The organism is Bryocella sp. (genome assembly GCF_058498515.1).
This window is the reverse complement of the sequence record NZ_JBMHYI010000021.1, coordinates 89,984-112,964: the sequence shown is the minus strand read 5'-3', so window position 1 is coordinate 112,964 and position 22,981 is coordinate 89,984. Positions and strand designations below refer to the sequence as shown.

Genomic DNA, 22,981 nt, shown 5'->3' with positions numbered 1-22,981 from the left:
TGCGGTTCTGGTAAACAGTGATGCGCGGTTACTGCGCGGGGCAGATGTCTGTGCCGGCGCTGATCCTGGTGAAGGGCGCTGCGATGTCAGAGACGCTCCAGAGGAAGCCGTTCTTCATCACGCACTGCACCTTGATCACGTCGTCGATGTTCTTGAGCGGGTCGCCTGACGTAATGATAAGCTCTGCGAGCTTGCCTGGCTCCAGCGTTCCCAGATCCTTCGTCAGGCCATAGGCCTTGGCGGGAAGATACGTCGCCGTCTCCAGCGCCTGCCACGGCTCGAGGCCGAACTTGACCTGGGCGCGGAGATTGGCATGGAGGCTGGTCGCAGGGATGTCGAGTGGAGAGTCGGTACCGGCCAGTACCAGTCCACCCTTGCGGAAGTCCTCGGCTACGGTGACCTCTTCGTCCTTCAAGTGCTGGAGCGCAGCGGTCTGGTCTACGCTAGCAGCGCCATCGACCGCTACCTGCAGCCGCTTGTTTTCCCACGGCGGAGCGATGCCTTGCCGCGGATCGGTGGCCATGCCGGGGTCGTCCTTGTAGGGCGCCTGCGAGAAGGTGGTGCTGATGACCCACATGCCCGAGTCAACCAGGAGCTTCTGCACGTCCTGGTAACTGCGTCCGACCAGAGACCGCGAGTAGGCCCAGCCCCAGCGCGACGTTGCGCTGATGTGGCTCATGCCGTCTTCGCCGAGGTCAACTTCGGGCAGGAGATAGTGGCCTCCCGACTGCACGCCCATCTGTTCATGTCCGAAGGCCGCTCCCTTCTGTGCCCAAGCGAACGGAAGCCGCACGTAGAGCTTCACGAAGTCGAAGTCGAGCGCCTTCAGCCGATCGAGTTCGCGCTGTAGCTGTGCCTCGGAGGTTGTGGGGATCATCATGGGGTAGTACACACGTTCGCCATCGACGGCTTCACCCGTGTTGAACAGCCGCGGTCCCGGCGCGAGGTTTGCCTGGTACATCTCACGATGCTCGACCGCGCGATACGCATTGTCGGCGAGGCCCTTGAGTTCCGTGATGCCGTACGCCAGCCACAGCCGGCCCATGCGCGCACCGTAGTAGATGCCGTTGTCGGAATCAGGGTGCGCGTGGTTCTCCCAGAGGCCCGGCAGCACAGTCTCGTGGCTCGCATCGATTACGCGCGTCACGCCTGCGGGTTGCGTTGCGCTATGTGGCGTCACGCTGGTGATGCGGTTATCGGTGATGAGGATATCGACGTCGGTAAGTTCCTGCGCGCCTTCGCCCTTCCAGAAGCGGCCTGCATGGATGAGCAGCTTCTGTGTTGGCTTCGCCTGCGCGAACATCAGGTCCACGGGAATTGTTGTGGTTGTCTTCGTGGCGCGATCGAGGAGGCGTAGGTCGCCGTTGTGGAGGTAGAGAATCTTGCTCGAGTCGGCACTGAAGGTTACTGCATCGGTGGTCTCGTTGTTCAGTGCGTACGCCTTGCCTGTGGGATGTCCAGTTGCATCGACGTCCATCGCATAGAGCAGGTCGTCCATCACGAAAGCCATCGACTTGCCATCGGGTGAGTAGATGGGCCCATCCTCTGTGCGCGTAGTCACGGACTCGAACGGCGCCGGAGCGAACGTTTCCTGCCTGCCGGTCGACAGGTCGATCGTGACAATGGAGCTTGTACCCTCGCGAAAGCGCCTGGTGTACGGCTTGATCGTCGCGATGGCAACGGTTTCGCCGTTGGGTGCGAACGCGGCACGACCAGGAAAGAACGTTGCCGGCGCGAGCAAGCGAATCTTCTTCGTCGCGAGATCGCCGACCATCGTTGCCATCTTCTGATCCTGAAACGCGATGAGCTTCCCCTCCGGAGACCACGCAGGCATGATCTGCGCGGACTCACTGGGGAACGCACGCTTGTCGACCGCTTCCGCTGCCGCGCTCATGTCATGGAGGTAGACGTTCTCAATGCCATCACAATCGCTGACGTACGCGAGCTGCTTGCCATCAGGAGACCACGCTGGTCCCTGCTTGTAGAAGGCATCGTGCGTAATAGCAACGGGCTTGCCGCCGAGCGGCATCACGTACACCTGGTTTAGCGCGACGAACGCAACGCTCTTGCCATCTGGCGAGAGCGCCGGAGCATAGATGCCCTTGACGGAATGCGCAGCCGTCGAGTCGAAGTCATACTTCTTTGGCGTGTAGGTAGGCTTGCTGGTTGGGATTGGCGCAGTGAAGTTTACCGCTGTCTCTGTGCCGTCAAGGATGTTCGTCTTCAGGATCTTTCCATCGCCCGTGTAGTAGAGCTCCGCGCTGGAGCGCCATACCGCAGGGAACGGGAACGTGTCTGCAGCCTTGCCCTCGTAGATTGCTTCACCGCCTGCGACGGGGATCACGATGAGGTGCGCGGCGTTGAGCATCGACGGCCTGCCTGGCGGTCCCTCGGCCAGATCGAAGCGGACATAGGCCAGCTTGTGGCCGTCGGGAGAGAAGCTCGGCGCCTCCAGCGTTCCCTTCGTCGGCGCGATCGACACCAGCGTCGATTGCTTGCCGCTCGTGACATCGACGAGCTTGATCTCGCGACCCGCCGAACCGGCGCCGCTGATGAACGCGAGATGCGTGCCGTCGGGCGTCCAGTCGGGACCAAACTCATCGTCAGCCGCAGAGGTGATGCGCTTGAGATTGCCGGTCGCAACCTCGACTGTCCAGATGTCGTAGGAGCCTTCAAACGCGCGATCAGAAGCGAAAGCGATGGTCTTGCCATCGGGCGAGAAGCAGGGTTCGCGGTCGTCTCCGTGGCCGAAGGTGACCTGCTTCAGGCCCTTGCCATCGGGCTTCATCGTCCAGACATGGAAGGCGCCACCGGCGTAGGACTGAATCGCCACCAGGCCGGCCTTCGCGGACCAGTCCGGGTGCGAGGCCTCCTGCAGTGGCTGCGTGATCTGCTTCGCAGCGCCCCCAGCGGCAGGCATCGCGAAGATGAGGCCCTGGATGTTCGCCAGCAGCCGCCTGCCATCGGGTGACACCGTCACCTGCATGTTCGTGCCTTCCGTGACCGGGATCGCATGCGGCGGCGGAACGGCTGCATGCAGCGTGGGCTGCATGAACAGAGCCAAAGAGAATGGCAGAGCGAAACGGGCGGCAACCGCGCGAAGCATGCAACCTCGTGGGCGTTGAAGAGTTTCTGAAGCCGGGAGTCAAGACGATTGTAGGGCGTGCCGCGAACGCCGTCACGCTGAATCGCGGGAGTACGCAAGGAAGCGCGGCCGGCCGAGAGAAGCAGCGAGCGCGGGAATGTTCACGCGCCACACCTCGGGGCTTACTCTATCGCAGATTGAAGAAGCCGCCGTCGATGGGATAGTCGACGCCGGTGAGGAACGATGCCTCGTCCGAGCAGAGATACAGCGCCAGCGTCGCCACTTCTTCCGGCGTCCCCATGCGCCCGATGGGCTGCGACGCCGCGAGCTCTTTCTTCTTCTCCTCCTCGCGCCCAGGATAGTTCTTCGCGAGGAAGCCTGCTACAAACGGCGTAAAAACGCGCGCCGGTGAGATGCAGTTGCAGCGGATGCCCTTCGTCAGGTAATCCTTCGCCACGGAAAGTGTCATCGAGAGCACTGCGCCCTTGGTCATTGAATAGGCGAAGCGATCGGCAAGCCCTGTGGTGGCCGCGATGGACGCCATGTTGAGGATGACACCGCTTCCCTTTTCCTGCATCGACGCCAGCGCGGCGCGCATGCAGAGGTACGTTCCGCGCACGTTCACGTTGTAGAGACGGTCAAAGTCCGCGGGCTCCGTCGACGCGAGCGTTCCGACATGCGCAATACCCGCACAGTTGATCAGCACATCGATGGGGCCACCAATCTTCGCGAAAGCTTCGGCCACGCTGCTCTCCAGCGCGACGTTGCACGCTGCACTCTCGACGGCGACGCCGGTGGTGGCCGCAATTTCGGAGGCCGCTTCGTCGGCTGCCTGCTGGTTGAGGTCCACAATCACCACGCTTGCCTTTTGCTCTGCGAAGAGTCTGGCGATGGCGAGACCAATGCCACTGGCGCCTCCGGTGACGACTACGCGCTTGCCCTCATACTCGAACATCGGTTTCATGAGCTCCATTGGCGGCATGGCCGCCCGCTTCGTTCTACCCTCTTACGATTTTGAATGTCAAAAGAAGCTTTCGCCTGGGAAATTTCAGAATCGCCGGACGGAGTACCCACGAGCTATGATTTCATTGACGAAAGTTGATTTTCACACTTACACTTGTCTCCCAACTACCACCCGGCCTGGGATGGAAGACAAAACACCTTGGAAGGGCCCTTGCCACCGATCATCCTTCAGCGCGCCCGCGTTCTCGACCTCCGCTTCCCCACCTCACGAGAGCAGATTGGCTCGGATGCGGTGAACAAGGACCCTGACTACTCGGCGGCCTATTGCATCCTCGAGACCAACACGGGGCTTGAGGGCCACGGCCTTACCTTCACGTTGGGACGCGGCACAGACATCGTCGTGTCGGCACTGCGATACCTCGCGCAGCGAATCGAAGGACGCACGCTGGAGTCGATTACTTCCGATCTCAACGGCTTCTATCTGGAGCTCACAGGCGACACGCAGTTCCGTTGGCTGGGGCCCGAGAAGGGTGTCATCCATCTCGCTTGCGCGGCGCTGATCAATGCGGTGTGGGATCTCTACGCGAAGGCTGAAGGCAAGCCCGTGTGGCGGCTGCTGGCGGATATGACCCCCGAGCAGATTGTCGCGGCCATTGACTTCCGCTACATCGCCGATGCGCTGAAGCCGGAGGAGGCGCTCGCGATCCTGCGCAAGGGAAAGGAAGGCCAGGCTGAGCGCCTCGCGCAGCTCGAGGCGAGCGGCTATCCCGCCTACACAACGTCAGCAGGCTGGTTCGGATACAGCGAAGAGAAGATCCGCCGCTTGTGTCAGGAAGGCCTTGCAGAGGGATGGACGCACTTCAAGCTGAAGGTGGGCGGCGATGCGGCCGATGACCTGCGACGCGCGCGTATCGTGCGCGACGCCATCGGTCCAGACAATCGCATGATGGTGGACGCGAATCAGAAGTGGGGCGTTGAGACGGCGATCGAGCGCACGAAGCAGCTCGCCGAGGTGGACGTGTGGTGGATGGAGGAGCCGACCAGCCCCGATGACATCCTGGGCCATGCACGCATTCGGCGCGAGTCGGGCGTGCGCATCGCAACCGGCGAGCACTGCCACAACGCAGTGATGTTCAAGCAGCTGTTGCAGGCCGGCTCCATCGACGTCTGCCAGATCGACAGCTGCCGTGTTGCAGGCGTCAACGAGGACCTGGCGATCATGCTGATGGCCGCGAAGTTCGGTGTACCCGTGTGCCCGCACGCCGGCGGCGTCGGGCTGTGCGAGTACGTGCAGCACCTATCGATGTTTGACTTTCTCGGTATCTCCTGCACGCTGCAGGATCGCGTGATCGAGTATGTCGACCATTTGCACGAACACTTCCTCGATCCTGTGCGCATCCGCCGCGGACACTACCTGCTGCCTACGCAGCCTGGTTACAGCATCCAGATCAAGCCTGAGTCGCTGGCCCGTTTCGAGTTCCCGGCGGGCGCAGCGTGGCAGGAAGACGCTGTGGTCGCCACGGCGGAGTGAAGCGTCTTACCTGCTATGCGCGATAGCGCGTGATGCAAAGCAATTCTTCTTCGGGGGAGACCGTTACGCGCGCCGGAGAGAACGCATCCACCCGCGTGGTGCCGTTCTCGTGCACGTCCACCTGTGCTAGCTTCGCGCCACCATCCTCGGTCACGATCGCGCGCCAGAAGTCGCCGTAGTCTTCCCATGCCACCTGAAACAGCTGCTCGTCGTGATGGGTCTGCTCGACGGGTGTGCTGCTGCGGAGGTTGCAGGCAACGCGGCCCAGGACGTGCGGGTCCCGCATGCGCTGATCGACGATCTCTTTGAGTTGCTCCGACGTCATGCGCGAGTCTCCTTGGTATCCATTGGTTGCAGTTGATGCATGCGGTTGGGCGCATCGCGCGATGCACCACTCCCCGCAGAGCGGCCCAGTCTAGCAGAGCGCTCGCAGGCTTGGGAACAGGACGATCGACATCTCCTACTCTGCTGTTCGAGCGCGCTTAGATCACGCGCTCGAACCAGCCCAGCAACACATGCGGAGCGCAGCCAAGCAGCAGCGTGAGCAGCGCAAGCGCCCCGATGACAGCCTGCGTGAACCACGGCACGGCCATCTCCGGTGAGCCGGATTGAGGCGGCGTAACGAACGCGCGCTTGAGCACCTGCAGGTAGTAGAAGAGGGAGACGGCGCTCATCGCGATGCCCAGCACGACCAGCCACAGCAGTCCGAGGCCGCTTGGTGAAGACAAGGCTGCGGCGAACAGGAAGAACTTCGCAAAGAAGCCGGAGAGCGGCGGAATGCCTGCCAGCGAGAGGAGGAAGACGAACAGGCAGAGAGCCAGGAACGGAGCACGGCGGCTGAGGCCGTTGAAGCTCGTCAGCGAGTCACTGCCCGTGTCGTGCTCCACGATGGCCGCGATGGCGAAGAGGCCGACGGTCGTGAGCGCGTAGGTGAAGACGTAGTACAGCAGCGCTGCGAGGCTCTGCGGCGTGCCGGCAATGATGGCGACGAGCATGTAGCCGGCGTGCGCGATGGCTGAGTACGCAAGCAGACGGCGAACGCTGGTCTGCGCCAGCGCGCCCAGGTTGCCGAGAACCATGGAGCCTGCGGCCAACGCAGCGATGACAGGCGCCCAGCCGGTGCTGAAGTGTCCCCACACCGCGCTGCCAGCGACCGGACCGAGGGCCGCATGCAGCAGCTCGAAGAAGACGAAGAAGCTTGCGACCTTAGAAGCAGATGCGATGAATGCGGCGGCCGGAGCAGGGGCACTCTGGTAGACGTCGGGCGCCCAGAAGTGCAACGGAGCGGCAGCTACCTTGAAGCCGAAGCCGATCGCGGTCATCACGATGGCGATGGCAACCAGCGGAGTCAGCGTGTGCAGGCTGGCTGCGATCACGGGCAGACTCGTCGAGCCGGTGGCGCCATAGAGGAGGCTGAAACCGAAGAGGAGAAACGCCGCCGACATACCGCCGAAGAGGAAGTACTTCAACCCCGCCTCGGCCGCTCGTTTGCTGCGCTTGTCCGCTGCAGACATGGCGTAGAGCGAGAGGCTGAGCAGTTCCAGCGAGACGAAGATCACGAGCAGGTCCGTCGTTGCAACCAGCGTGAGTGCGCCTTCGGTGGCCAAGATGAGGAGGAGGAAGAACTCGCCCACATGTTCCGTGAAGTCGGAGCGTGTGCTGATGAGCGCAGTCGCCATCGCGATGAGCAGGATGAGCACCTGCACCGAACGAATCAGCGCCGAGCTGACCAGGATGCCGCCGAAGACACCGCCATCGATCGGATGGGTGATCAGCGCGATGATCGCGATGGCGCAGCCGAGCGCCGTAAAGGCCGCAGCGAAGCTGAAGCGCAGCGCGATCGAGCGGCGGCGAAGTACGAGGAGATCGAGCGCGACTACAACCAGCGCCGCGATATCCAGGAAGAGCTCAGGCCACGCGAGGTGAAGAAGATCGAGGAACGGAGACGCGATCATTGCCAGCCTCCGTTGTTCGCGACGTTATGCAGTGCGCCGAAGAGCGGGGAGTTGAGCGCGGGCTGAATCAGGCGCAGCAGGAACTGGGGATAGACGCCTACGAAGACGCTCGACGCGATGAGGATGCCCGCAGCGAGTTTCTCGGGGAATGTGATCGGGGGTAAAGGATCGTGATGCTTGCCTGGAGGTTCTGCGGCTTGCTTGGAGTCTCCCGCAAAGAACGCCTTTTGCATGGCGCGCCACACATAGACGACGCCCAGCACAATGCCCACGCCCGTAAGCGCGGCGAGCGCAGGGAAAGCCTTCCACGCGCCGAGGAGGATCATCAATTCGGCCACGAAACCGCTAAAGCCCGGAAGGCCCATGCTGGCCATGCCGGCGACGATGAAGGTGACCGCAGCGAATGGGATCGCCTTATTGAGCTGCATCGGCCCGAGGAGTGCGAGCTCGCGTGTATGCGTTCGCTCATAGACCATGCGGCCGACAACCGCAAAGAGCAGGCCGGCCAGCAGACCATGCGAGATCATCTGCAGAACCGCACCGCTGAGGCCGGTGAGATTCAGCGTCATGAGGCCCAGCGTGATGAAGCCCATGTGGCTTACGGAGGAGTAGCCGATGACGAACTTGAAGTCCTTCTGCACCATCGCCACCGTGGCGCCGTAGACGATGCCGATGACCGCGAGGATGCTGAAGACATCGCGCCAGGAGCCAAAGCCCATGACGTGGAAGCCCCAGGGTGCGAGGCCCAGCGGGAAGAGCGTCATTGCAACGCGCAGGCAACCATAGGCTCCGAGCTTCATCACCACGCCAGCAAGCAGCATGGAGGCTGCTGTTGGGGCTGCGACGTGGCCGGTCGGAGCCCAGGTGTGGAAGGGCCACAGGCCGGCAAGGATGCCGAAGCCGACGAAGACGAGCGGGAACGCCCACATCTGGAAGTGCTGCGGAAGGTAATGGCCAGCGAGCACATCGAGCGAGAGCGAATGCGCGCCTGAGACCACGTAGGTGGCGATGAGGCCGATGAGCACCATCGCGCTGCCAACGAAGGAGTAGATCGCCAGCTTCATCGCGCCGTACTCGCGGCGGGTCGAGCCCCAGATGGCTATGAGGAAGTACTTCGGGATGATGACGATTTCGTAGAAGACGAAGAGCAGGAAGAGATCCCAGCTCAGGAAGACGCCATACACCGAGCCGATGAGCAGAAGGAAGAACGCGAAGAACTCTTTCGCGCGCTCCTCAATGTTCCAGCTGAAAAGCACGCCGGTGATAGCGACGACGCCGGTCAGCAGCACAAGACTTACGCTGATGCCATCGGCGGCGAGGTGGTACTCGATGCCGAGCGTTGGAACCCATGGCACACGGGCTACCGTCACGGTGTCACCCGGTCGCTGCGCGATGAAGCCGAGCAGCGCGACCACGAAGCCGCCGATCGCCGCAGCCAGCGCGATCACGCGTGCTGCCTGCGCACTTCGCCGCGGCAACAGGAGGAGGAGGGCGGCGGCACCCATCGAGATGTAGATCGTCCAGGCGAGCATGCGTAAGAGACCGGTTCGAGTTTGCTAGAACTTGAGCTGCTGCACCATCGCAACGATGGTGCCGTGAATGGGGCCAAGGATGAGCTGCGGGAAGAGCCCGAGCAGGAACATCAATGCGATTGCGGGAGCCAGCGCCATGCGCTCGTTGCGCGTGAGATCCGGAAAGCTCGACCACTGCGGCGCGAGCGGCCCGGCGAAGACATGCTGGATCACGTTGAGGATGAACATTGCGGTGAGCAGCAGGCCGAGCACAGCGACGGAGGTTGCGGCGATGGCCAGCGGGAACGTTCCGCGGAAGATCAGGAACTCGCCCACGAACCCGTTGAGGCCGGGAAGGCCGAGCGAGGAGAAGAGTGCGATACCCATCAACCCGGCGAAGACGGGGGCGACTTTGCGCAGACCACCGAAGTCGTTCAGACCGCGGATGCCATCGCTGCGGCTCTCGATCAGCGCGATGAACCAGAAGATGGTTGCTGCGGTAAGACCGTGGTTGAACATCTGGAACAGTACGCCGCTCAATGCTGCCTGTTGCTGCGCCACGTTCGCCGGATTCATTCCACCGGCCGAAGCCACCGCAAAGATCGCGAGCAGGCAGTATGCAAGGTGGTTGATCGACGAGTACGCAAAGATGCGCTTCAGATCCTTTTGCGCGAGGGCGGCATAGCCGGACGAGATGATGGTGCCAGCTGCCATCCACAGTAGTAATGTGCGTGCGCTCTGCATCTCCACACCGAAGATCGGCAGCAGGATACGAAGAAAGCCATAAAGGCCCATCTTCGACATCGCTCCGGTGAGAATCGCGGTGGTTCCACTGGGCGCCTCGCTGTAGGCTTCCGGCAGCCAGGTGTGGAAGGGCATGATCGGCACCTTCACCGCAAAACCAAGGAACACTCCGGTGAAGAGCAGCATCGCAAAGCCATGCTGCGAGAAGTGCTGGACATGCAGTGAGGCGAAGGTCTCCGGCATCAACGAGCCCGACTGCGCAAGCTGCGCGAGGGTCGTGAAGTCGAACTGCCCGGTGCCCAGATAGAGTGCCAGGAAGCTGAGCAGCATCGCCACGCTGCCAACCATCGTGTAGACGAGGAACTGGGTAGCAGCCGGCGAGCGGCGGGGTCCTCCCCAGAGCTTGATGAGGAAGAATGCGGGAACGAGGCTGAGCTCCCAGAAGGTGAACCAGTGCACGAAGTTCAGCGCGGTGAATGCGCCGAAGAGACAGGCCTGCAGCAGGAGGACAAGAGCGAAGTAGAGTGGGACTCGCTCGCTGATCTTCCACGAGGCAGCCATACCAATCAGGGTCACGATCGTGCTCAGCAGCAGCATCAGGATGCCGATGCCATCGACCGCGACGCGGTAGTCGATGTGCAGTGCAGGCACCCAGGCGTGACGTTCTTCAAACTGCAGGAGGCCGGAGGCTGAGTTGAAGCTGTGCCACATCAGCAGAACAGTGACGAGCGATGCTGCAGCGAAAACTACAGCGATCCAGCGTGCGGCGTTCTTGCTGCGACCGGCTAGGAGGGTGAGGATCGCGCCTACAACGGGCAGAGCTGTAAGGAAGCTGATCCAGGGGAAGGATGGGGAGATCATGCGTGGGCCCTCCCGACCGTCCACAGCAGCAATGCGGCGGCAACGATGAGCGCTGCTCCAATGGCGCGGAGGTAGCCTTGCACGCGGCCAGCCTGCAGCATCGAGGTGAGCTTGCCTCCGCGCGAAACGGTCGCACAGCCTTCGTCGAATCCCCCGTTGATGCCTTGCGAGTCGATGAAGCTATCGAGGTGTGCGAGCCCTACGGTGACCCCTGAGATCAGCTTCACAATTCCACCCCAGAGGTAGCGATCAAAGAGGTCTGCAAGGACAGCCAGAAGATCGTTGAGCTTCACGAGCGTGGCGTAGTAGAGAGGCTCGATATAGAACGCATTGCCAAGCAGAGCGAAGAGCTGTGGCTGTGCTTGCTGCAGGCGATCCGGGGCTGCGGCTTCGGTAATGCGGCGGCGATGGTAGATGGCCCAGCCGATTGCGATGCCGATGAGTACCAGCACGATGGAGACAAGCATCAGCGGGTACACGGCACTGAAAGCGCCAAAGTCGACCTTTGCGTTTTCGCCCTCGAGGAAGCTCTGGAACCATGGCCATGCTGCTGTGCCGATGAAGCCGAGGAACACTGCGAAGAACGCGAGCAGCATCAGGGGGATCGTCATCACCAACGGGCTTTCGTGCGGGTGATGCTTGTGGTCCGTACCGTCGTGGTGGGTTGCGTGGACGGCTTGCTCCATCTCGGTCTGCGAGAGCCGCAGCGGCCCCGCGAAGACATAGGCGATCTGGCGCGTCATGTAGAAGGCGGTGAGCAGAGCGCCCAAGGCACCGAGATAAAACGGCACGCGCGAGACGCTCCAGACGAAGGCAGAGCCGAGAATCTCGTCCTTGGACCAGAAGCCGGAGAAGAGAGGAAAGCCGCAGAGCGCCAGCGTTCCGGCAGCGTAGACCGCGAAGGTGATCGGCATGTAGCCGCGCAGGCCGCCCATGCGCCGGATGTCCTGCTCGCCTTCGCAGCCGTGAATGATCGAGCCCGCACCAAGGAAGAGCAGCGCCTTGAAGAAGGCGTGCGTGATGAGGTGGAACATCCCCACCGAGACGCCCCCGACGCCGATGCCCATCATCATGTAGCCGAGTTGCGAGACCGTGGAGTAGGCAAGGATGCGCTTCACGTCGAACTGCGCGACCGCGCAGAGCGAGCCGAAGATCGCAGTGAGCGCGCCGACCCACGTGACCACTTCCAGCGCGAGTGTGGGCGAGAGGTCCGGCATGGGCAGCGCGTGAGCGCTCAGCATGGGATAGATCCTCGCCATGAGGAAGACGCCGGCGGCGACCATCGTTGCCGCGTGGATCAGCGCGGAGACGGGTGTGGGGCCTTCCATCGCGTCCGGCAGCCACACGTGCAGCGGAAGCTGACCACTCTTGCCGACCGCGCCACAGAAGAGCAGCAGCGAGATCATCGTCGCCAGTGGCCAGCCGAAGGCTGTGGTGTGCGCGACGAGCGAAGCGATCGCCGAATGCTCCAGGCAGCCTGCACCGCCATCGTAGAAGAGCAGTGTGCCGGTGTGAGCATACAGCCATGCCATGCCGAGGAAGAAGCCAAGGTCACCGATGCGCGTGACCAGGAAGGCTTTCTTTGCCGCGGCGGCTGCGCTCGGCTTGAAGAACCAGAAGCCGATGAGCAGGTACGAGGTGAGGCCCATGATCTCCCAGCACATGAACAGCAGCAGCAGGGAGTTCGAGAGGACCACGCCTAGCATCGCTCCGGCGAAGAGTGCGAGGAAGCAGAAGAACCGTGTGAAGTTCTCATCCTCGTGCATGTAGCCGGTGGAGTAGATGAAGATCAACGTGCCGACGAAGGTGACCATCAGCAGCATCACGGCGGTAAGCGGATCCAGCACCCAGCCGAGCTGGACCCAACCGGAACCCACCTGAAACCAGGGGACGCTGACGACTTGCTTCAGCTCCGGATGCCCCAGCGCCTGCGCGAACGCAGCGACCGAGAGCAGGAACGCAAGCACCATGGAGCCGATGGCGGCCACAGCGGCGAAGCTGCGGTGGCGCTGTCTTGCGAGGGCGATGAGTCCGCCTGCCAGCAACGGCAGCGCGGGTATCAGCCAGAGGTTTCGAACGATCCAGGGCATGTTCGTCATCGTGCGTGCAATCCCGCTCTCTTATCCCTTGAGCGAGGCGATCTCATCGAGGTCGGTGGTCTTGAAGTGGCGATAGACAGCAAGGATCAGGCCGAGTCCGACAGCAGCTTCCGCTGCGGCGATGCCGATCGAGAAGATAGCGAACATCGTTCCGGTGAGCGCTTCAGGATGTGCGCCGTAACGCCAGAAGGCGATGAAGTTGAGGTTGGCGGCGTTGAGCATCAGCTCAATGCCAGCGAGTACAAGGATGGCGTTGCGCCGCGTAAGCGCACCGGCGAGACCTATGGAGAACAGCAGTGCGGCAAGGAGAAGATATCCATTCAGTGCTGTCACTGTGCGTCTCCTTTCGCTTCTGACTTGCTCGTGATCAACGGCATCGCAAGCACCACCGCTCCCACCAGCGCTGCCGTAAGCAACAGGCCCATGATCTCCAACGGGAAGGCATAACGCTGCATGAGCGCCTCACCGATCTGGGTGACGGTTGTCACCGGGGCGGCAGCATCGGCCGAGGCCTGCTGCGAGTGGTCGGTGAGCACTGCCCATGCGAGCACCGTGAAGACGCCGCCCGCGAGCACCACGCCCGTCAGCCAGGTCTTCGAGAAGACTGGGAGATGATGGTGCGCGCTATCGCTGCGAGTCATCATGATGGCGAAGACCGCGAGGATTGCGACTGCGCCTACATAGACGATGACCTGCGTGAAGCCGACGAACTGCGCGTCCAGGCTGAGGTACAGCAGAGCGAGACCGACGAAGGCCAGCGCGAGGGCGAGCACGGCATGCACGGCGCTGCGGAAGGCCATGGCCGCCGAGGCGCCCATAATGGCGAGAATCGCGAGGATGAGAAAGAGGATCGTCATCGAATCACTCCGCGAACCGGTACGTTCGTGTCTGCAGCCGTTTCTCGGAGCGCAGTCCGCGGCTAAGCAGGAGAAACGGGATTGCCACCATCAATGCGCAGGCCGGCCAGCGAATCAGCACACCTCCCGGCAGAAACCGCCAGACGGCCGCGATGATGAGGTTGAGCAGCGTCATGGGCAACATGAACTTCCAGGCCAGACCCATCAGCTGATCCATGCGCAGGCGAGGCAATGTGCCGCGCACCCAGATGAAGCAGAAGATCAGCGTCAGCAGCTTGGCGAAGAACCAGATCCACGATGGGATCCAGGTAAGGAACGAGAACGGTGAAGTCCAGCCGCCGAGGAACAGTGTGATGGCGAGCGCGCTGGTCGCCAGCATGCCCAGATACTCGCCCGCAAAGAAGAGTGCGAACTTGAAGCCCGAGTACTCGATGAAGTAGCCGGCGATGATCTCGCTCTCGCCTTCGGGAAGGTCGAAGGGGCAGCGGTTGGACTCGGCCGTTGCTGCAATCATGAACAGCAGGAAGCCCACGAAGCCCCACGGTGTGAAGACGTACCAGTGGGCGAGGCCGCCGACGTACCGGGCCTGCTTCTCCACGATGTCGACGGTGGAGAGTGAGCCTGCGGCCATGATGACCGTGATCGACGCGAGCACCAGTGGAACTTCGTAGCTGATCATCTGCGCGACGGCGCGCATGGCGCCAAGCAGTGAGTATTTGCTGTGGCTTGACCAGCCGGCCATGAAGACACCGAGTTCCACCATCGAGCCTGCGGCGAAGAAGTACAGCACGCCAGCGTCGAGGTTGGATGCCACCATATTGCGGCCGACGGGGACCACGGCGTATCCCAGGAACGATGCGGCGACGAGCACCACCGGCGCGAGGAAATGCACGACCTTGTCCGCGGCACGGGGAACCAGGTCTTCCTTGGTCAGCGATTTGATGCCGTCGGCGGCAGGCTGAAAGAAGCCGAAGGGGCCGACACGGTTTGGGCCGAGGCGGTTCTGCATGCGGCCGAGGCCCTTGCGCTCGAAGACCGTCGTAATCGCGAAGAGGCCAGCGAAGACTGCGACGACGCCAATCATGGAGATGATGGCCGATGCCAGCGGCTGCAGTACCACTGGAAGATGGGAGACAACCACATCCTTGAGGATGACGAAGATCTGGTCTGCCTGATTGACGATGCCTGCGCTCATGCTAGCCATTGCTCTCCTTCGCAGGATCGCTGACAATAGGCTTTGGTGCTGTGCTCGCTGTCACGTCAGGCGCGGCGCCAGGTTTCGCAGCGGGTGCTGGCGCAGCGGCTACGGCGGCGGGAGCCGCAGGAGGCTTGGGCGCGGCCTTCGCTCGGGCGGCGGCGAGCTCTGCATCCACATGCGCAGCCTCGGTGGGATGGATCTGGTGGTAGTACTCGTTGGGCTTGGAGAGTTCCTGCTTATCGAGCACGAGATCGTTGAAGCGATCCGTCGCGTAGTAGTCGAACGCGTTGTCCATCTTGATCGCGTCGAAGGGGCAGACCTCGGTGCAGATTTGGCAGCTCATGCAGACGGAGATGTCGATATCGAAGCGTGCCGGATAGGCCTGCATCTTGCCTGCGGCATCCGGCTTCTTATCGGTGCTCTTCTCGATGTAGATGCACTTGGGCGGACACTCCTTCTCGCAGATGTGGCAGGAGACGCAACGCATGCCTGCGTGCCAGTCATCGCCGTCATAGACGAGGAAGGGGAAGTTGCGGCTGGCCTCGATGCGTGGCAGCTTCTCCTCCGGATATTCCACGGTCGTCAACCGCTCTTCGCTGGCATAGCTGCCGAGGAAGTTGCGTGCTGTCTCCGCGAGGCCCTTCAGAATTCCCGAACCGACCATTGCGCCTAGTCCCCTTGCGTTTCGCTGCGCTTCGGCGCGCGTACGCACAATCGTTCAATATTGAAACCGTCTGCTGCTAGCGATCGACTTCGCCCAGGACGATATCGATCGAGCCGAGCGTGATGACCACGTCGGCGATATTCCTGCCGAGGCACATGTCCTCGAGCACGGTGAGGTTGATGAGGCTCGGTGGCCGTACACGATAGCGATACGGGTTCGGTGAGCCATCGCTGATGACGTAGAAACCAAGTTCGCCCTTGGGCGCCTCGATACGGCCGTAGGCTTCACCAACCTTGGGGCGGAAGTTGCGGACCTTGGTTTTCGGGTCGGTGAATGGGCCTTCCGGAATGTCCTTGATGGCCTGCTCGAGGATCTTGAGGCTCTCGCGCATCTCCAGCAGCCGCATCATGTAGCGGTCGTACACGTCGCCGTGATCGCCGAGGGGAACACGGAAGCTGAAGCGATCGTAGATGCCGTACTTGTCGACCTTGCGCAGATCGTAGTTCACGCCGGAAGCTCGCAGCATCGGGCCGGTGATGCCGGCGCTGATGGCGAGCTCCCTGGAGAGCACGCCCACCCCCTGCGTGCGGGCCATGATGATCTCATTGCCGACCAGCAGTGTTTCGAACTCATCGAGGAACTTGGGGAACTCGGCGACGACCTTCTTCGCTCCGTTGAGCCAGCCCGCGGGCAGGTCGCAGCGGCAGCCGCCGAAGCGCATGTAGTTGCACATCATGCGTGCGCCGGTGAGGCCTTCGAAGAGGTCGAGGATCTTCTCGCGCTCGCGGAAGGCGTACATCAGCGGCGTGCCGCTGGCGCCCATGTCCTGCATCAGGAAGCCGACCAGCGACGCGTGGTTCTGCAGCCGCGTGAGTTCCGCTGTGATGACGCGGATGTACTGCGCGCGCTCCGGGACCTCGATGCCTGCCAGTGTCTCGACGGCCAGCGCATAGCCCCAGTTGTTGGTCAGCGAGCAAAAGTAGTCGAGGCGATCGGTGTACGGCATGGAGCCGAGGTAGGTCTCGTTCTCGGCAATCTTCTCGTGATTGCGGTGCAGGTAGCCGAAGACGGGCTTCAGCTTCACCACCGTCTCGCCATCGAGCGCGACGTCCATGCGGAAGACACCGTGCGTGGACGGGTGCTGCGGCCCCATGGAGACTTCAAGCAGTTGGCCGCCATCTTCGCCTTCAAGGAACGTCGCGGTGGAAGGAAGTGTCGCGATGGCGCTCATGCGTTTCCCTCCTCTGTCGAGGATGCAACCGGCGCGGCTGGATAGTGCGCCTTGGCACGGACCAGCACCTCATCGTGCGGTGTGGGCTCGTACTCGTAGTCATCGGGATCGACGTAGTCACGGCGCATGGGAAAGTCAGCGAACTCTTCCCACATCAGCAAGCGGCGCAGGTCGGGATGGCCGTCGAAGATTACGCCGTACAGGTCGAAGACTTCGCGTTCCTGCAGATCGCACGAACGCCAAACGGAATACATCGAAGGCACATGGACGTTCTCGCCACGGTCCGCGGTGCGGAAGCGCAATACCACCGGGCCGGTGCCGAGGGTCATCGAGTACAGGTGATAGACGACCTCGAGATAGGCGGGCGTGGTCCACTTACGGACCTCGTCGACGTCCTTCTCGATGGGACCATCGGGGCCCTCGACCGTCTTCTTGACTTTGATCTTCTCGCTCATCTCGCGCGTCGGCCAGTCGACACCGGTGACATTCGAACAGTAGTCGAGCTTGAGTTCCGTGGCATCGCGCAGGAAGGTTGCGACGGCAAAACCATGCGCGTTGTCCACCAGCAGCGAGTGCTGCGCCGAGGGGCTCGGGTTGGGGATGATCTCCACGACCGCGCCAGGCACGTTCTTCTCGATCTCCAGCTTGAGGGCTTGAAGTTCCATGGTCTATGCGCCCCCCGTCGTAGGAGTGACTGCGGGCTTTGCTGCGGCGTGTGCTGCAGGGGCTGGCTTGGGAGGAGCCACGCCAATCTGCACCAGCGGCGGATGCCACACGCTGGGATTCATCGGCGGCTCGAGATCGTGCGCTCCGAACTTCGGCGCCACAAACTCGCTGGGCTCCGCGGAGTTCAGGTGGCGGGGGCGATCCGGACCGGTCAGTGATTGCTCATCGATCTTGCGCTGCAGGGCCATGAAGCCTTCCAGCAGCGCCTCGGGCCGCGGAGGGCAGCCAGGAATGTAGATGTCTACGGGGATGTAGCGGTCGATGCCCTTCAGCACGTTGTAACCCTGCTTGAATGGGCCTCCCGAGATGGCGCAGGCGCCCATCGAGATCACATATTTGGGCTCGGCCATCTGGTTGTAGAGGCGCACCACCTGCGGCGCCATCTTCTTCGTGATGGTGCCGGAGACGATCATGAGGTCGGCCTGGCGCGGCGAGGGCCGGAAGACCTCCGCGCCGAAGCGCGCGAGATCGTAGCGGGCCATCGTGGTCGCGATCATCTCGATGGCGCAGCAGGCCAGTCCGAAGTTCAACGGCCACAGAGAGCTGCGGCGGCCCCAGTTGTAAAGCTCTTCCAGGGTGGTGGCAATCACACCCTGGCTTCTGAGCTCGTGCTTCAGTGTTTGATCCATAGCAGATCCCGGTTGCTCATGCAGCAGTTAGAACCACGCGCGACGTCCCACCGCCGCAGCAAAGGAAGATGACAAGACATCAGGACCACGTGAGAACACCCTTTTGCCAGGCCCAGGCAAGGCCCTCCACCAGCAGAAGGATGAAGACCAACATGGCGACACACTCGCCTGCGCCGAGCCTTGTGAAGGCGGTAGCGAAGGGCAACAGAAAGACGACCTCAACATCGAAGACGAGGAAGATGATTGCGTACAGATAGTAGCCGGGCTTGAACTGCACCCAGGCATCGCCATGGGTCTCAAGACCGCATTCGTAGATGGCGTTTTTGTCCAGCCCAGGCTTGTTCGGCGAATACAGATAGGCCCACAGCCACGCCATCCCCAGGGGAGCAAGCGCGAAGCCGAGACCTCCAGCCAGCAGCACGACGATCGGCAGATATGGACCAGCGAACACGCTCTAATCCCTTCGTGATGACGACAACACCGTACCAGATTCCCTGACCAGCGCGGCATTGAAAGTGATGGCGCGCACAGTTGCATGTTCATCCTGGGTACGCCGCCGTTGGAAACCACGCGCGCTAGATTCGTCTCCAGCCACCGCATACAGCGTGGAAGTGATGGCAGCACCGTTGGTTCGCGGTGATGTGAAGCCGCCGTCAACTTGGAGAAGAACGCGCAGACCGCCAGCGCTCAACGCGCCAGGTTCTCGCACTGGCAAGCGCTCGTCCACGGTACACTCGCTCTCGCGTGTCGAACGATCGTCCCAGTGAAGGCCTGAATTACGCTCTCTTTGCCGCGACCGCCTTTGGCGTGGTTCTTCCGGGCACCGTGCTGCCGCAGTTGCTGGCCCGCTGGTCCCTCAACGACCGCGACGCCGGCGTGTTGCTCTTCCTGTCATTTCTCTTCTCCAGCGCGGGGGCCCTCACCGCACGAGGAAGACTGACGCGAGTCGCTCCGGCGGGCTGCCTGATCGTCGCCGCGGGGCTCGTGGGCATGGCTTCCGGCAGCCGCCTGGGGAGCTACATCGCCATCTCTTTGCTGGGCTTCGGACTAGGCGCGGTGATGACGTCGGTAAGCCTCATGCAATCGCGGCGACACGCCGACCGTCGCTCCGCCGAACTTTCGCGACTCAACCTGGTCTGGTCGCTGGGCGCCTGCTTCGCGCCCTCGATCCTGCTGCGCGGCGCCTCCCATTGGAGCCTCAATGCGGTGCTGATGGGGGCCGCGATCGCGTTCTTCCTGCTGGCCGTAGCGGCTCTCCTGATGCTGACCGAGGTTTCCGCGGCAAAGACGGAACCGGTGTCTTTCGCAGAACGGGTGGCCCCCAGCGCCCCGTCCGTCCTGCGCCATGCGGCCTGGGTCAGCCTCGCGCTACTCGTGGTCATCCCCATGTCGACGGGAGTCGAGAGCAGCCTCGGCGGCTGGCTGACGACCTACAGCCGCCGGTCGGGATTGGCGACAACCGGTACGCTGGACACGATCACCTGCCTCTGGCTCGGTCTTCTGCTGGGGCGGCTGGTGCACTCGTTCCCGCGTGTGGCGGCGTTGAGCGAGCGCAAGGTGCTGGCGGTGGCTCCCGCGCTGCTCACCGCCGCGATCGGGGCGCTGGTGGTGGTTCACACCAGCTGGAGCATGTCTCTGAGTGCGCTGGTGGCAGGCTTCGCGCTGGGACCGGTCTACCCGCTCGCGCTAGCGCTTTGGCTGGAGCAGGGCGAGCGCGGCAACCTGGTCTTCCTAGCGGCGGGCTGCGGGGCCTCGGCGCTGCCGCTGCTCACAGGCATCGTGTCGAACGCGACGCACTCGTTGACACGAGGGCTCTACGTGTCGCTGGTGGGCGGGTTTCTGATGCTGCTTGGCGCGATTGCCAATGCGCTGCTGGCCAGGCGCGGCCGGGCAGAGGCAGGCTAGCTTCGCTTCTTCGCCGCCACGGCTTTCGCGGTCGACTCGCGCTCGATGAGCTCGGGTTCGATGCGTGTGAGATCCGCGGTCCTGGCGCCCTTGATCTTCTCCAGCAGCAGCGATGCCGCAACGGCTCCCATCTGCTGCAGTGGCTGGCGGATGGTGGTGAGGCGCGGCGTGTAGAACTCAGCTGCGAGAATGTCGTCGAAGCCCACGACCGAGACATCGTCCGGCACGCGGAGACCAGCATCAGCCAGCGCACGGATGACGCCAAATGCCGCCACGTCGTTGAAGCAAAGCACCGCCGTGAAGTCGCGGCGGCGCATCAGCATCTGCTGCATGCGCTCGTAGCCGAGTTCCGGTGAATGGCTGTCGCGGTCCAGGTGCATCACCAGCTCCGGCGCGATGGTCAGTCCCAGCGAACGCGCCACATGCAGGGTCGCGTTCCAGCGAGCGCGCGAGTCCGAGCTGAACTCCTGTCCGCGCATGTAGACGATGCGGCGGTGTCCAAGGCGATAGAGGTGGCCTAACGCGAGTTCCGCGGCGCGCTCATGGTCCAGGACCACGTTCGAGACTCCGGCCAGCGCCGAATGCGCCGCGATGGTCACCGCGGGGCACGCTGGAGCCTTCTCGAGATGCGTGTCGATGAACAGCAGGCCTTCCGTTCCGCGCGAGATGAGGAGCCCGGGATACTCGTCCACCAGGTCCACCTTGTGCCGGTGGTGCGCGGTGAGGAAGAAGTAGCCATTCTTCATCAGCACCTCGGCAGCGCCTTCCAGCACCTGCGAGTGATAGCCGTTTCCTATCTCCGGCAGCAGCACACCGATGGTGAAGGTGCGCGCACCCTGGAGCGACCGGGCGATATGGCTCGGCTTGTAGCCGAACTTTTTCGCCGCCTCGCGCACTCGTTCGCGCGTGCGCTCCGGAATCGAGCGATTGGGGGCATTGTTCAGCACGAAGGAGACGGTCGCAGGACTCAGATCCAGATACTCGGCGAGCATCTTGAGACTTACGGGGCGGCTGGCTTCGCCGGGTTTGGGATCGGCAGCGCGTTTGCGAGGCATGGACGCTGCCAGTCTAGTGCAAGGGAAACAACGCTCCAAACGCCGGGGCGCTGGCAACGCCGTTGAAGACGGCCTGCGAGGCGCCGGGCGAGAAGCTCCTACACCAGCCTGCCCGTCCTAACGGCTCGAAAGAGCAGCTGCATTTTTCAAGACGGGAGACGAAACATCGTGGGATAAGAAAGTTGGAGACAAACGCTTGTTTTCTACGCTATGGTTGTGCGCGATGAGACTTCGGCTGTCCCTGGCGTTCTTCAGCCTGGCGCTCGCGGCTCGGGCCCAGGGCCCGGATCTGGGCCCCAACGTAACGATCTTCTCCCCTGCAACCCCGCCCGCGCAGATACAGAAGGCAATCAACGAGCTCTATGCCACCCAGCGCCACGCCGAGTTCGGCAGCGGTCGCCACGCCTTCCTCTTTCTCCCGGGCGAGTACCACCTCAATCTGCCGGTCGGCTTCTACACCGAGGTCGCGGGGCTCGGCGCGACGCCCGATGCGACCCATCTCTCCGGGGACGTGTATGCGGAACCCGCCAGCCGTGACAACAACGCAACCACGACGTTTTGGCGTGCGATAGAAAACCTTTCCGTCACCCCTTCCGATGGCGTCATGGAGTGGGCCGTTTCGCAGGCCGCACCGATGCGCCGCCTGCACGTGATGGGCGCGCTCGCACTGCACAGGCACCGGGGATGGGCCTCTGGAGGGTGGATCTCCGACACTCTCGTCGACGGCCGTGTGGACTCCGGTTCGCAGCAGCAGTGGATCTCGCGCAACTCCGAGTGGAAGAGCTGGACGGGGTCGAACTGGAACATGGTCTTCGTCGGTGTGCCGCAGGCGCCCGCGAACCTGTGGCCTTCGCCGGCGTTTACCACCATCGCACGAACGCCGCTCCAGATCGAGAAACCCTACCTTGTCGCCGATGATCCGCAGCACTGGAGAATCGTCGTCCCCGCGCTGATGAAGGATACGACCGGGACGAGTTGGAGCCACGGCTCGATTGCGACAACTCGCAGCGTCCCGTTCTCCGAGGTGTACATCGCGCAGCCCGGCCGCGATACGGCTGCCAGCATCAATGCGCAGCTCGCGGACGGAAAGAACCTGCTGCTGACACCCGGGACTTACGAGCTCGACGGCGCGCTACATGTCACGCGCGCGAACACTGTCGTGCTGGGCCTCGGGTTTGCGACTCTGAAGCCCACGCGAGGTACTGCGGCCATCGAGACCGCGGATGCTGACGGGATCGACATCGCGGGTGTGCTCATCGACGCCGGAGAACAGCAATCGCCCGTGCTGTTGCAGGTCGGGCCGCGTGGTAGCAAGGCTGACCACGGCGACCGTCCGATCGCACTGCAAGATGTCTTCTTCCGCATCGGCGGCGCCAGCCTGGGCCAGGCCGATGTGAACCTGGAGATCAACAGCCTCGGCACCATCGTGGACCATACCTGGATCTGGCGCGCAGACCACGGCAAGGGCGTCGGCTGGACGCAGAACCTGAGCAACACCGGCCTACTGGTCAACGGCGACGATGTGACGGTCTATGGCCTCTTCGTCGAGCACCATCAGCGCTTCCAGGTGCAGTGGAATGGCGAGCGCGGACGCACGTACTTCTACCAGTCAGAGATCCCTTATGATCCACCGACGCAGGCCGCCTACAGCAGCGCGAAAGGCGTGGAGGGATGGGCTGCCTACAAGGTAGCCGATGGCGTGAAGCAGCACGAGGCGTGGGGGCTCGGCGTCTACAGCGTCTTCACTCATCCGGACGTCTTTCTCTCGCATGCGTTCGAGACGCCGAAGACGCCAGGCGTGCGCTTCCACGACATGGTCACCGTCTGCCTGGAGACCAACGGCGGCATTCGGCATATCGTCGACGACGCGGGCGAGCCTACGAAATGTGGGCCAAACCGCGTGGACCCCAGGCTGACGGAGTTTCCCGTGTCTTCAGGGAAGTAGAGCGCGTGGACTCTCGCGACCG

The 22,981-nt window shown here is 62.7% G+C and carries 19 protein-coding genes; 3 read left to right on the top strand and 16 right to left on the bottom strand.

Going from position 1 to position 22,981, the window contains the following annotated elements; translation table 11 throughout:
• Nucleotides 1-28 precede the first annotated feature (28 nt).
• Complete coding sequence (locus AC5E6W_RS06435; protein WP_491751441.1) at nucleotides 29-3,106, bottom strand: amidohydrolase family protein; 3,078 nt, start codon at nucleotides 3,104-3,106, stop codon at nucleotides 29-31.
• Between the two features lie 166 nt (nucleotides 3,107-3,272).
• On the bottom strand, nucleotides 3,273-4,049 hold the full coding sequence (locus AC5E6W_RS06430; protein ID WP_491751440.1) for an SDR family NAD(P)-dependent oxidoreductase: 777 nt from the start codon (nucleotides 4,047-4,049) through the stop codon (nucleotides 3,273-3,275).
• A 210-nt stretch (nucleotides 4,050-4,259) separates the two neighbouring features.
• Between AC5E6W_RS06430 and AC5E6W_RS06425 the strand changes: the two genes are divergently transcribed.
• Nucleotides 4,260-5,579, top strand: a complete 1,320-nt coding sequence (locus AC5E6W_RS06425) for an L-fuconate dehydratase (RefSeq protein ID WP_491751439.1) — start codon at nucleotides 4,260-4,262, stop codon at nucleotides 5,577-5,579.
• A 13-nt stretch (nucleotides 5,580-5,592) separates the two neighbouring features.
• On the opposite strand, the gene AC5E6W_RS06420 is transcribed toward AC5E6W_RS06425, so the two are convergent.
• The 13 genes from AC5E6W_RS06420 to AC5E6W_RS06360 all read right to left on the bottom strand — a co-directional run bounded on the left by AC5E6W_RS06420 (nucleotide 5,593) and on the right by AC5E6W_RS06360 (nucleotide 18,505).
• Nucleotides 5,593-5,904: a hypothetical protein gene (locus tag AC5E6W_RS06420; protein WP_491751438.1), complete on the bottom strand. Its 312-nt coding sequence runs from the start codon at nucleotides 5,902-5,904 to the stop codon at nucleotides 5,593-5,595.
• Nucleotides 5,905-6,061: 157 nt separating this feature from the next.
• Nucleotides 6,062-7,534, bottom strand: coding sequence for an NADH-quinone oxidoreductase subunit N (locus AC5E6W_RS06415; RefSeq protein WP_491751437.1), 1,473 nt, complete (start codon nucleotides 7,532-7,534; stop codon nucleotides 6,062-6,064).
• Nucleotides 7,531-9,066 carry a complex I subunit 4 family protein gene (locus tag AC5E6W_RS06410; protein ID WP_491751436.1) on the bottom strand — a complete coding sequence of 512 codons (1,536 nt, stop codon included), beginning with the start codon at nucleotides 9,064-9,066 and terminating at the stop codon, nucleotides 7,531-7,533. Before AC5E6W_RS06410 ends, AC5E6W_RS06415 begins: the two co-directional genes overlap by 4 nt.
• 24 nt (nucleotides 9,067-9,090) lie before the next feature.
• A complete protein-coding gene (locus AC5E6W_RS06405) occupies nucleotides 9,091-10,650 on the bottom strand; it encodes a complex I subunit 4 family protein (protein ID WP_491751435.1) in 1,560 nt (519 codons plus the stop codon).
• A complete protein-coding gene (gene nuoL / locus AC5E6W_RS06400; RefSeq protein WP_491751434.1) occupies nucleotides 10,647-12,740 on the bottom strand; it encodes an NADH-quinone oxidoreductase subunit L in 2,094 nt (697 codons plus the stop codon). The genes AC5E6W_RS06405 and nuoL overlap by 4 nt, the downstream gene beginning before the upstream one ends.
• Nucleotides 12,741-12,770: 30 nt before the next feature.
• On the bottom strand, nucleotides 12,771-13,082 hold the full coding sequence (gene nuoK / locus AC5E6W_RS06395) for an NADH-quinone oxidoreductase subunit NuoK (RefSeq protein WP_491751433.1): 312 nt from the start codon (nucleotides 13,080-13,082) through the stop codon (nucleotides 12,771-12,773).
• Nucleotides 13,079-13,606, bottom strand: coding sequence for an NADH-quinone oxidoreductase subunit J family protein (locus AC5E6W_RS06390; RefSeq protein ID WP_491751432.1), 528 nt, complete (start codon nucleotides 13,604-13,606; stop codon nucleotides 13,079-13,081). Before AC5E6W_RS06390 ends, nuoK begins: the two co-directional genes overlap by 4 nt.
• A 4-nt stretch (nucleotides 13,607-13,610) precedes the next feature.
• Complete coding sequence (gene nuoH, locus AC5E6W_RS06385; protein WP_491751431.1) at nucleotides 13,611-14,801, bottom strand: NADH-quinone oxidoreductase subunit NuoH; 1,191 nt, start codon at nucleotides 14,799-14,801, stop codon at nucleotides 13,611-13,613.
• A gap of 1 nt (nucleotide 14,802) precedes the next feature.
• Nucleotides 14,803-15,468 (bottom strand): 4Fe-4S dicluster domain-containing protein, encoded by a 666-nt coding sequence (locus AC5E6W_RS06380; RefSeq protein ID WP_491751430.1) that lies wholly within the window; start codon nucleotides 15,466-15,468, stop codon nucleotides 14,803-14,805.
• 76 nt (nucleotides 15,469-15,544) lie between these two features.
• Nucleotides 15,545-16,699: an NADH-quinone oxidoreductase subunit D gene (locus AC5E6W_RS06375; protein ID WP_491751429.1), complete on the bottom strand. Its 1,155-nt coding sequence runs from the start codon at nucleotides 16,697-16,699 to the stop codon at nucleotides 15,545-15,547.
• On the bottom strand, nucleotides 16,696-17,364 hold the full coding sequence (locus AC5E6W_RS06370) for an NADH-quinone oxidoreductase subunit C (RefSeq protein WP_491751428.1): 669 nt from the start codon (nucleotides 17,362-17,364) through the stop codon (nucleotides 16,696-16,698). The genes AC5E6W_RS06375 and AC5E6W_RS06370 overlap by 4 nt, the downstream gene beginning before the upstream one ends.
• A 3-nt stretch (nucleotides 17,365-17,367) precedes the next feature.
• Nucleotides 17,368-18,054, bottom strand: a complete 687-nt coding sequence (locus AC5E6W_RS06365; protein WP_491751427.1) for an NADH-quinone oxidoreductase subunit B — start codon at nucleotides 18,052-18,054, stop codon at nucleotides 17,368-17,370.
• Nucleotides 18,055-18,133: 79 nt separating this feature from the next.
• Nucleotides 18,134-18,505 carry an NADH-quinone oxidoreductase subunit A gene (locus AC5E6W_RS06360; RefSeq protein WP_491751426.1) on the bottom strand — a complete coding sequence of 124 codons (372 nt, stop codon included), beginning with the start codon at nucleotides 18,503-18,505 and terminating at the stop codon, nucleotides 18,134-18,136.
• A gap of 293 nt (nucleotides 18,506-18,798) precedes the next feature.
• Between AC5E6W_RS06360 and AC5E6W_RS06355 the strand changes: the two genes are divergently transcribed.
• Nucleotides 18,799-19,959, top strand: coding sequence for an MFS transporter (locus tag AC5E6W_RS06355; RefSeq protein ID WP_491751425.1), 1,161 nt, complete (start codon nucleotides 18,799-18,801; stop codon nucleotides 19,957-19,959).
• Here AC5E6W_RS06355 and AC5E6W_RS06350 read toward each other — a convergent pair.
• Nucleotides 19,956-21,014 carry a LacI family DNA-binding transcriptional regulator gene (locus tag AC5E6W_RS06350; RefSeq protein ID WP_491751424.1) on the bottom strand — a complete coding sequence of 353 codons (1,059 nt, stop codon included), beginning with the start codon at nucleotides 21,012-21,014 and terminating at the stop codon, nucleotides 19,956-19,958. The two genes, AC5E6W_RS06355 and AC5E6W_RS06350, sit on opposite strands and share 4 nt — an antisense overlap.
• 223 nt (nucleotides 21,015-21,237) lie before the next feature.
• Between AC5E6W_RS06350 and AC5E6W_RS06345 the strand changes: the two genes are divergently transcribed.
• Nucleotides 21,238-22,959 (top strand): pectate lyase-like domain-containing protein, encoded by a 1,722-nt coding sequence (locus AC5E6W_RS06345; protein WP_491751423.1) that lies wholly within the window; start codon nucleotides 21,238-21,240, stop codon nucleotides 22,957-22,959.
• Nucleotides 22,960-22,981: the final 22 nt, after the last annotated feature.

Excerpts from the sequence above, each read along its gene's own strand:
- AC5E6W_RS06435 (WP_491751441.1), bottom strand. The coding sequence starts at position 3,106 with ATGCTTCGCGCGGTTGCCGCCCGTTTCGCTCTGCCATTCTCTTTGGCT.
- AC5E6W_RS06430 (WP_491751440.1), bottom strand. The coding sequence starts at position 4,049 with ATGAAACCGATGTTCGAGTATGAGGGCAAGCGCGTAGTCGTCACCGGA.
- AC5E6W_RS06420 (WP_491751438.1), bottom strand. The coding sequence starts at position 5,904 with ATGACGTCGGAGCAACTCAAAGAGATCGTCGATCAGCGCATGCGGGAC.
- AC5E6W_RS06415 (WP_491751437.1), bottom strand. The coding sequence starts at position 7,534 with ATGATCGCGTCTCCGTTCCTCGATCTTCTTCACCTCGCGTGGCCTGAG.
- AC5E6W_RS06410 (WP_491751436.1), bottom strand. The coding sequence starts at position 9,066 with ATGCTCGCCTGGACGATCTACATCTCGATGGGTGCCGCCGCCCTCCTC.
- AC5E6W_RS06405 (WP_491751435.1), bottom strand. The coding sequence starts at position 10,650 with ATGATCTCCCCATCCTTCCCCTGGATCAGCTTCCTTACAGCTCTGCCC.
- nuoL (WP_491751434.1), bottom strand. The coding sequence starts at position 12,740 with ATGCCCTGGATCGTTCGAAACCTCTGGCTGATACCCGCGCTGCCGTTG.
- AC5E6W_RS06390 (WP_491751432.1), bottom strand. The coding sequence starts at position 13,606 with ATGACGATCCTCTTTCTCATCCTCGCGATTCTCGCCATTATGGGCGCC.
- nuoH (WP_491751431.1), bottom strand. The coding sequence starts at position 14,801 with ATGAGCGCAGGCATCGTCAATCAGGCAGACCAGATCTTCGTCATCCTC.
- AC5E6W_RS06380 (WP_491751430.1), bottom strand. The coding sequence starts at position 15,468 with ATGGTCGGTTCGGGAATTCTGAAGGGCCTCGCGGAGACAGCACGCAAC.
- AC5E6W_RS06375 (WP_491751429.1), bottom strand. The coding sequence starts at position 16,699 with ATGAGCGCCATCGCGACACTTCCTTCCACCGCGACGTTCCTTGAAGGC.
- AC5E6W_RS06370 (WP_491751428.1), bottom strand. The coding sequence starts at position 17,364 with ATGGAACTTCAAGCCCTCAAGCTGGAGATCGAGAAGAACGTGCCTGGC.
- AC5E6W_RS06365 (WP_491751427.1), bottom strand. The coding sequence starts at position 18,054 with ATGGATCAAACACTGAAGCACGAGCTCAGAAGCCAGGGTGTGATTGCC.
- AC5E6W_RS06350 (WP_491751424.1), bottom strand. The coding sequence starts at position 21,014 with ATGCCTCGCAAACGCGCTGCCGATCCCAAACCCGGCGAAGCCAGCCGC.
- AC5E6W_RS06345 (WP_491751423.1), top strand. The coding sequence starts at position 21,238 with ATGAGACTTCGGCTGTCCCTGGCGTTCTTCAGCCTGGCGCTCGCGGCT.